This is a genomic window from Erwinia piriflorinigrans CFBP 5888 (genome assembly GCF_001050515.1).
Taxonomy (GTDB): Bacteria; Pseudomonadota; Gammaproteobacteria; order Enterobacterales; family Enterobacteriaceae; genus Erwinia; species Erwinia piriflorinigrans.
Window position 1 is genome coordinate 229,417 of the sequence record NZ_CAHS01000017.1, and the last position, 6,000, is coordinate 235,416.

The window sequence follows — 6,000 nt, forward strand, 5'->3', positions numbered from 1 at the left end:
GCTTTTCTCCGTCCGTCCCATCGCTTTCGCTTTTCATGCCCTTTAAAGCCAGATTATTTACCCCACGGCATAATCGGCACGGCGCTGAGCGCATTTTTAGGTGAACCATCCACCACTTTATCTGAATAACTTAAGTAAATTAAAGCATGGCGATTCTGATCATAGAAACGCACAACCTGCAGCTTTTTGAACACCAGTGAAGTACGCTGGCGGAATACCACCTCCCCTTCAGCTTTACCCTGCGCAATCTTGTCGCTCAATTCAACCGGCCCCACCTGCTGACAGGAGATGGCAGCGTCCGCAGTATCTTCAGCCAGGCCCAGCCCCCCTTTGATACCGCCAGTCTTCGCCCGACTGATATAGCAGGTGACATTTTTCACATCGGGATCGTCGAAGGCTTCAACCACAATCTTATGATCGGGGCCAAACATCTTGAATACGGTATCAACTGAGCCGACCTGCTCAGCCTGCAACGCCGCTGAAAACAGCAGGGTTGAAGTGACTACTAACACTTTTTTCATTGTCATCACGTGACCCATTCAATAAAAATAGATCTCATTGTAAATTATCTCGAAAATAAAGTACGGATAAATATTTTTAATAGATTGCGGCTAATTGTTGTGAGCGACATTCTCCAACAAAAAAAACCTAATATTTTGCTTTGGCAATTGGTGCTACTATTTATCGTCTTTGCTTTCATCGCATTAAACCTGAGTCATATGAGGACGATTTATGGACCAAGCTGGTATCATTCGAGATTTGCTTGTCTGGCTGGAGAGCCACCTTGATCAACCGTTATCTCTCGATAACGTGGCAGCAAAATCAGGTTACTCAAAATGGCATTTACAAAGAATGTTCAAGGACGTCACCGGTCATGCGATTGGCGCATATATCCGTGCCCGCCGCCTGTCTAAAGCAGCAGTGGCTTTACGTCTGACCAGCCGCCCCATCCTGGACATTGCTCTGCAATACCGTTTTGATTCGCAGCAAACTTTTACCCGTGCGTTTAAAAAACAGTTTTCTCAAACGCCGGCCTGGTATCGCCGCTCATCTGACTGGCATGCATTTGGTCTGCGCCCCCCTATCCGCCTCGACAACTATGTGATGCCGGAGCCAACATGGGTTGATCTACCGGAAACCGTGTTAGTCGGTTCGACCCAAAGTTATAGTTGTACGCTGGAGCAAATTTCCAGTTTCCGCGATGAAATGCGCCTACAGTTCTGGCGGCAGTTTTTAACCGAGACGGATACCGTCCCCCCCATATTGTACGGGCTGAATCAGGCGCGCCCAAGCAGTGATAAAGATGATGAGCAGGAGATCCTCTATACCACGGCGGTGCTGTCCGACCACATGTCGAGCAAACTGCATGCTACGCAGACAGTGATGTTGGAAGCGGGTGAATATGTGCAGTTTACCTATAAAGGACTGCGCAGCGGGCTGCAAGATTTTGTCCTGCAAATTTACGGGACCTGTATGCCAACATTAGGGCTCACGCGACGTAAAGGGCAGGATATAGAGCGCTTTTATACCCACGGTGGTAAGAAACGCCCGGAGCCCCCCAAAGAGATTCATTGCGATTATCTGATCCCTATTCGGCGTCAGCCAGCATAAACGCACTACAATATAAAGGGCCAATCATACTGGCCCTTTTTAACACGCCACTTTCAGCATTGCCGTTCTTCAGCGTTGCAGTTCGTCGAGCGCCGTATCATCAAGATGAGCAACGTCACCGGCGGTCTCCACCACCCAGCCTGAGGCCAGCCACGGGCTTTGCTGGTGGTCGACGCGAGAGAGAGAGCAGTTACGCAGGCGCAGACGGCGTTCGGCATTGGCCGGCAGGCCGAGGATGGTGCTCAACAGCACGCCCAGCGCCATACCGTGACTGACAATTAGCGGGCGGCTGCCTTCAGGCAGTGCCAGACAGGCATCCAGTGCCTGGCGCATACGCTGGGCCATTTCGCTCATTGATTCCCCGCCGGGGATACGGCCGTTTTCGGTGCCGTCCACCAGCGCTTTACGCCAGCTCTCTTCTTCCGCACTCAGTGAGTCCAGCTCACGCTTCTCCAGCACGCCCATATCCAGCTCGCGCAGACGAGGATCGAGGACGACAGAGCAGACGCAGGCATCGGCAATGATCTCGGCAGTGCGGCGGGTACGGCCCAGATCGCTGGCGATCACATGAGTAATACCGAGATTTTTCACCCGCATCCCCACCTGATAAGCCTGCTGCTCTCCTTTCGCAGTCAGCGCGCTGTCTGACTGCCCCTGAATGCGGCGCGCCGCATTCCATAACGTTTCTCCGTGGCGAACAAGATAGACCTGTAACATGCGTTTTTCCGTTATACTGCGACAAATTTGCGTAGAGGGTTCAAACAATTATGTACCATGTTGTCGCTGCTACCATCAATCCAGCCAAAATTAAGGCAATTTCTCAGGCTTTCAGCGATATATTCGGAGCAGGATCCTGCCATATTGAGGGCGTCGAGGTCGATAGCGGCGTTGCTGCGCAGCCCATCTCAAATACAGAAACGAGAACTGGCGCACGTCAGCGCGTGATGAATGCACGACAGGTTCGCCCGGAAGCCGACTTTTGGGTCGCCATCGAAGCAGGAATTGAAGAGGATACCGCCTTCGCGTGGATGGTGGTGGAAAACCAAAGGCTGCGCGGCGAGTCGCGCTCTGCCAGCTTTACGCTGCCCGCCATCGTGATGAAAGGCATTCATCAGGGACGCGAACTGGGCGAAGAGATGGCCCGCCTGACCGGCATTGAGAATATCAAACACAAAGGCGGCGCTATTGGCGCTTTTACCGCCGGTCATCTGACGCGCTCAAGCGTCTACCATCAGGCACTGATCCTCGCGCTCTGCCCGTTCCATAACGACATCTATCAGCGCAAGGCGGATGATGAGGATTCAGACCTTATCAGAACCCGTTAACAATTGCGCTTCCAGCCAGTTTTTCAACGCCGGGGGCGCGCTTTTAAGGCTGTTAGAACCGCGAGTGATGGTCGCGATCCCCGCCCCAAGTTCACTCTTCAGCTCGCGCTGGCTCATTTCACCGCGCATCAGTTCTTCAATAATGCGTAAACGCGTCCCCAATGCCTCACGCTCATCCGGTGTCAGCATCAGTTGCAGCAACGGCAGCTGAAGATCGCTCTGACAGGCGCGTTGCAGCAGCGTGACAAAGCGTCGCCAGTCTTCATCAGGCGGTTCGGCGGTAACGGGAACGGATGAGTAATCGGTCATAATGGTAGGCTGCCATACTATTAAGCTAGTACAACAGCATACCATCATCATCTGCTGACTTGAAGCCGCCAGCATACGGCGACCAGTTAGTAACGTTGCTGCCACTCACTATCGGCAAATAGCTTATCCGACCGATCGAGGAAATGGCGATAGTAGGCATCATAGGCCAACACGTTTTTCACATAACCCCGGGTTTCAGAGAACGGAATCGTTTCAATAAACGCCACCACGTCCAGTTTCCCGGCGCTGTTACCCTGCCAGGTACGCACCCGCGAAGGTCCGGCGTTATATGCCGCCGAGGCGAAAATACGGTTCTCACCGAACTGCTGATAGACCGATTCCAGATACTGCGTGCCAATCTGAATATTGGTTTCCGCATCCAGCAGCTGACTACTGTTGCTGTAACCCGCAATGCCAAATTTAGTGACGGTGTGCTGGGCAGTCGCCGGCATCACCTGCATCAGGCCGGAGGCCCCGACCGGCGAACGCACTTTCGGGTTCCAGGCGCTCTCCTGGCGGGCAATGGCCATCGCATAACTGGCTGGGATCGCCTTGCCGCTGATATAGCGCGTAAACTGCGGCTGCCAGGCCAGCGGGAAGCGCTCCTGTAGGCTGTTCCACAGCTTACCGCTGATGGTCGCCTGCACGCTCAAATCCCACCAATTTTGCGACAGCGCGTAACTGGCCAACATTTGCTGCTGGCTACGGCTACGGCTGGAGATCAGATAGCCCCATTCACTGCGCGCCAAATTATCCATGCCCCAGTACATCAGTTCGCGCACGCGGGCGATTTCCGCGCCGCGCGTCAGGCTGCTGTCCACCGCCGGGGCTTTATCCACCTGCAACGGATAGTCAACGCCCAGCTTCTGGGCCGCAACCATCGGGTAGAAACCGCGCTGCTGCATCAGCTTGCGCAGGATGCCGTCGGCTTCTTCTTTGCGCCCCTGTTCAAGCAGCAGATCGGCCTGCCAGTACTGCCATTCGTCTTTCTCCTTTGCTTCAAGCGGCAAGCGGGCAATCCAGGTATTCATTCCGTGGCGGTCATTGTTGCCAAGCGACATCCGCACCCGGCGCTCAACCAGCATGGTGGAATCGCTACGCATCACCACATTATCGCGCCAGCGCGCCTGCTCGCTGGTAATATCGTTGCTCATCAGACGCCAGGCCACCGCCTCTTTCATCTCCTGCACCTGCTGCTCATCCAGTTCTTGCAGCTGCGCCAAACGCGGGATCAGCTGCCGTGCCTGCTCCACATCGCTACGTGCCAGACTGGTAAACGCAATCACGCTGGCCTGGCGAGTGAAGTCAGTCGGCCCGACCGAGGCGGCAAACATCTCTACCGTCTGCGGATTATTTTGCAGAGCCTGCACCGCGTTGGCGATGGTTTGGTAATCTGCGGGGAGCTGCTTCGCCAGCGCGTTGACCAGGCTGGTGTTACCGGCTTTCATCGCCAGGCGAATGCGCTCAAGGACGGTTATCGGGTTTTGCTGCCCGGCCTGCTGCCAGGCGCTGAACAATTTGTCACAGGCGGCAGGCAGTGAGCTGCCCGTCAGCCAGATGGCTTTTGCGCCTTCCCAGGCGACCTGCGGCTGTCCGGTAGAGCCTTTCGCGTAATACCAGTTACAGCGGGCGGCAACCGGCTTAGGCGGCTGCGGGCTGAACACCAACAGCCCGCGCCAATCTTCACGCGCGGCCAGCTGGTTAACAAAACGCGCGGGCAGCGAAGCGACCGGGGGCAACGTCGGGTAGCGCTGAATAAACGCATTCACCGCTAGCCCGGTTTCCTGATCGAGGTTTTGCGCCAGCTGGCGGTACTCAAGATACGGATACAGTGGATAATCTCGCAGGGTGGGCATCAGCTGCTCCACGGTGTCCATCTGTTTGTTATCCCACGCCTGCTTGATCTGCTGGTAGCGGGCGCGCTGTTCGTCAAGTGAATCTGCCCGTACGCTGCCGGTGACCACCGTTAAACAGGCCGCTGCTATCCACCATTGCCACTTATCCACCCTGACTTTCTTCACGTTACCGCCTCGTTTTGTGCTGAACCGCCAAATATGCTTACTTTATGCTAACCAGGAGCGGCCTTTCCTGCCATGCGTACAACAAATATTTACTGAATGACTGTCCTGACATGCTCCATCATTGTTCACACAATGTGCAATAACCGTGCATTACGCCAACGGTTATTCTAAAAACCATATTACTATCAGACAGATAAAAACTGGCACAACCTTTGCTCTGTTGAATTCCATCTTGTATACCAGACGGAATTCATCTTATGGCTGTTACCACCGGGTTTACGTTACAGGACTGGCAACATCATTTTCAGCAGCATCCCGCGCAGGTGCTGCCGACGCTGGACGGATTGCTGACAGAACTTTCCACTGACGACAATGCGTGGCTGTATGTGGCAACCCCTGAACAGCTACGCGCCCAGCTGGAGCCGCTGCTGGCCCGCTGGCAGCAGGACCCGGCCTCGCTACCGCTGTTTGGCGTGCCTTTTGCGGTAAAAGACAATATTGATGTCGCCGACTGGCCGACCAGCGCCGCCTGTCCGGCACTGACTTACCAGGCCCAGGCCGACGCCCATGCGGTGGCAAACTTAAAGGCCGCTGGCGCCGTGGTGATGGGCAAAACCAACCTCGACCAGTACGCCACCGGGCTGGTTGGCACGCGTTCACCCTTTGGTGCGGTGCGTAACACCTTTAATCCGGCTTACGTCAGCGGCGGCTCCAGCTCCGGCTCGGCCTCGGTG

The 6,000-nt window shown here is 55.0% G+C and carries 7 protein-coding genes; 3 read left to right on the forward strand and 4 right to left on the reverse strand.

What is annotated here, in order from left to right:
- Positions 1-53 precede the first annotated feature (53 nt).
- Positions 54-527, reverse strand: a complete 474-nt coding sequence (gene creA / locus EPIR_RS14080) for a protein CreA (RefSeq protein ID WP_023656124.1) — start codon at positions 525-527, stop codon at positions 54-56.
- Between the two features lie 205 nt (positions 528-732).
- Here creA and robA point away from each other — a divergent pair, with 205 nt between their 5' ends.
- Complete coding sequence (gene robA / locus EPIR_RS14085) at positions 733-1,611, forward strand: MDR efflux pump AcrAB transcriptional activator RobA (RefSeq protein ID WP_023656125.1); 879 nt, start codon at positions 733-735, stop codon at positions 1,609-1,611.
- A gap of 69 nt (positions 1,612-1,680) precedes the next feature.
- Here the strand turns inward: robA and gpmB are convergent, their stop codons facing one another.
- Positions 1,681-2,328: a 2,3-diphosphoglycerate-dependent phosphoglycerate mutase GpmB gene (gene gpmB, locus EPIR_RS14090; RefSeq protein ID WP_023656126.1), complete on the reverse strand. Its 648-nt coding sequence runs from the start codon at positions 2,326-2,328 to the stop codon at positions 1,681-1,683.
- A 50-nt stretch (positions 2,329-2,378) separates the two neighbouring features.
- Between gpmB and yjjX the strand changes: the two genes are divergently transcribed.
- Complete coding sequence (yjjX, locus tag EPIR_RS14095) at positions 2,379-2,936, forward strand: inosine/xanthosine triphosphatase (protein WP_023656127.1); 558 nt, start codon at positions 2,379-2,381, stop codon at positions 2,934-2,936.
- Here yjjX and trpR read toward each other — a convergent pair.
- On the reverse strand, positions 2,913-3,245 hold the full coding sequence (gene trpR, locus EPIR_RS14100) for a trp operon repressor (protein WP_048697692.1): 333 nt from the start codon (positions 3,243-3,245) through the stop codon (positions 2,913-2,915). The genes yjjX and trpR overlap by 24 nt on opposite strands.
- Positions 3,246-3,331: 86 nt before the next feature.
- On the reverse strand, positions 3,332-5,266 hold the full coding sequence (gene sltY, locus EPIR_RS14105) for a murein transglycosylase (protein ID WP_023656129.1): 1,935 nt from the start codon (positions 5,264-5,266) through the stop codon (positions 3,332-3,334).
- 257 nt (positions 5,267-5,523) lie between these two features.
- On the opposite strand from sltY, the gene EPIR_RS14110 reads away from it, so the two are divergent.
- The coding region (locus tag EPIR_RS14110; RefSeq protein WP_048697697.1) for an amidase family protein at positions 5,524-6,000 on the forward strand (477 nt) is incomplete at its 3' end.

Coding starts and splice junctions, on each gene's coding strand:
- yjjX (WP_023656127.1), top strand. CDS start 2,379: ATGTACCATGTTGTCGCTGCTACCATCAATCCAGCCAAAATTAAGGCA.
- robA (WP_023656125.1), top strand. CDS start 733: ATGGACCAAGCTGGTATCATTCGAGATTTGCTTGTCTGGCTGGAGAGC.
- creA (WP_023656124.1), bottom strand. CDS start 527: ATGACAATGAAAAAAGTGTTAGTAGTCACTTCAACCCTGCTGTTTTCA.
- gpmB (WP_023656126.1), bottom strand. CDS start 2,328: ATGTTACAGGTCTATCTTGTTCGCCACGGAGAAACGTTATGGAATGCG.
- trpR (WP_048697692.1), bottom strand. CDS start 3,245: ATGACCGATTACTCATCCGTTCCCGTTACCGCCGAACCGCCTGATGAA.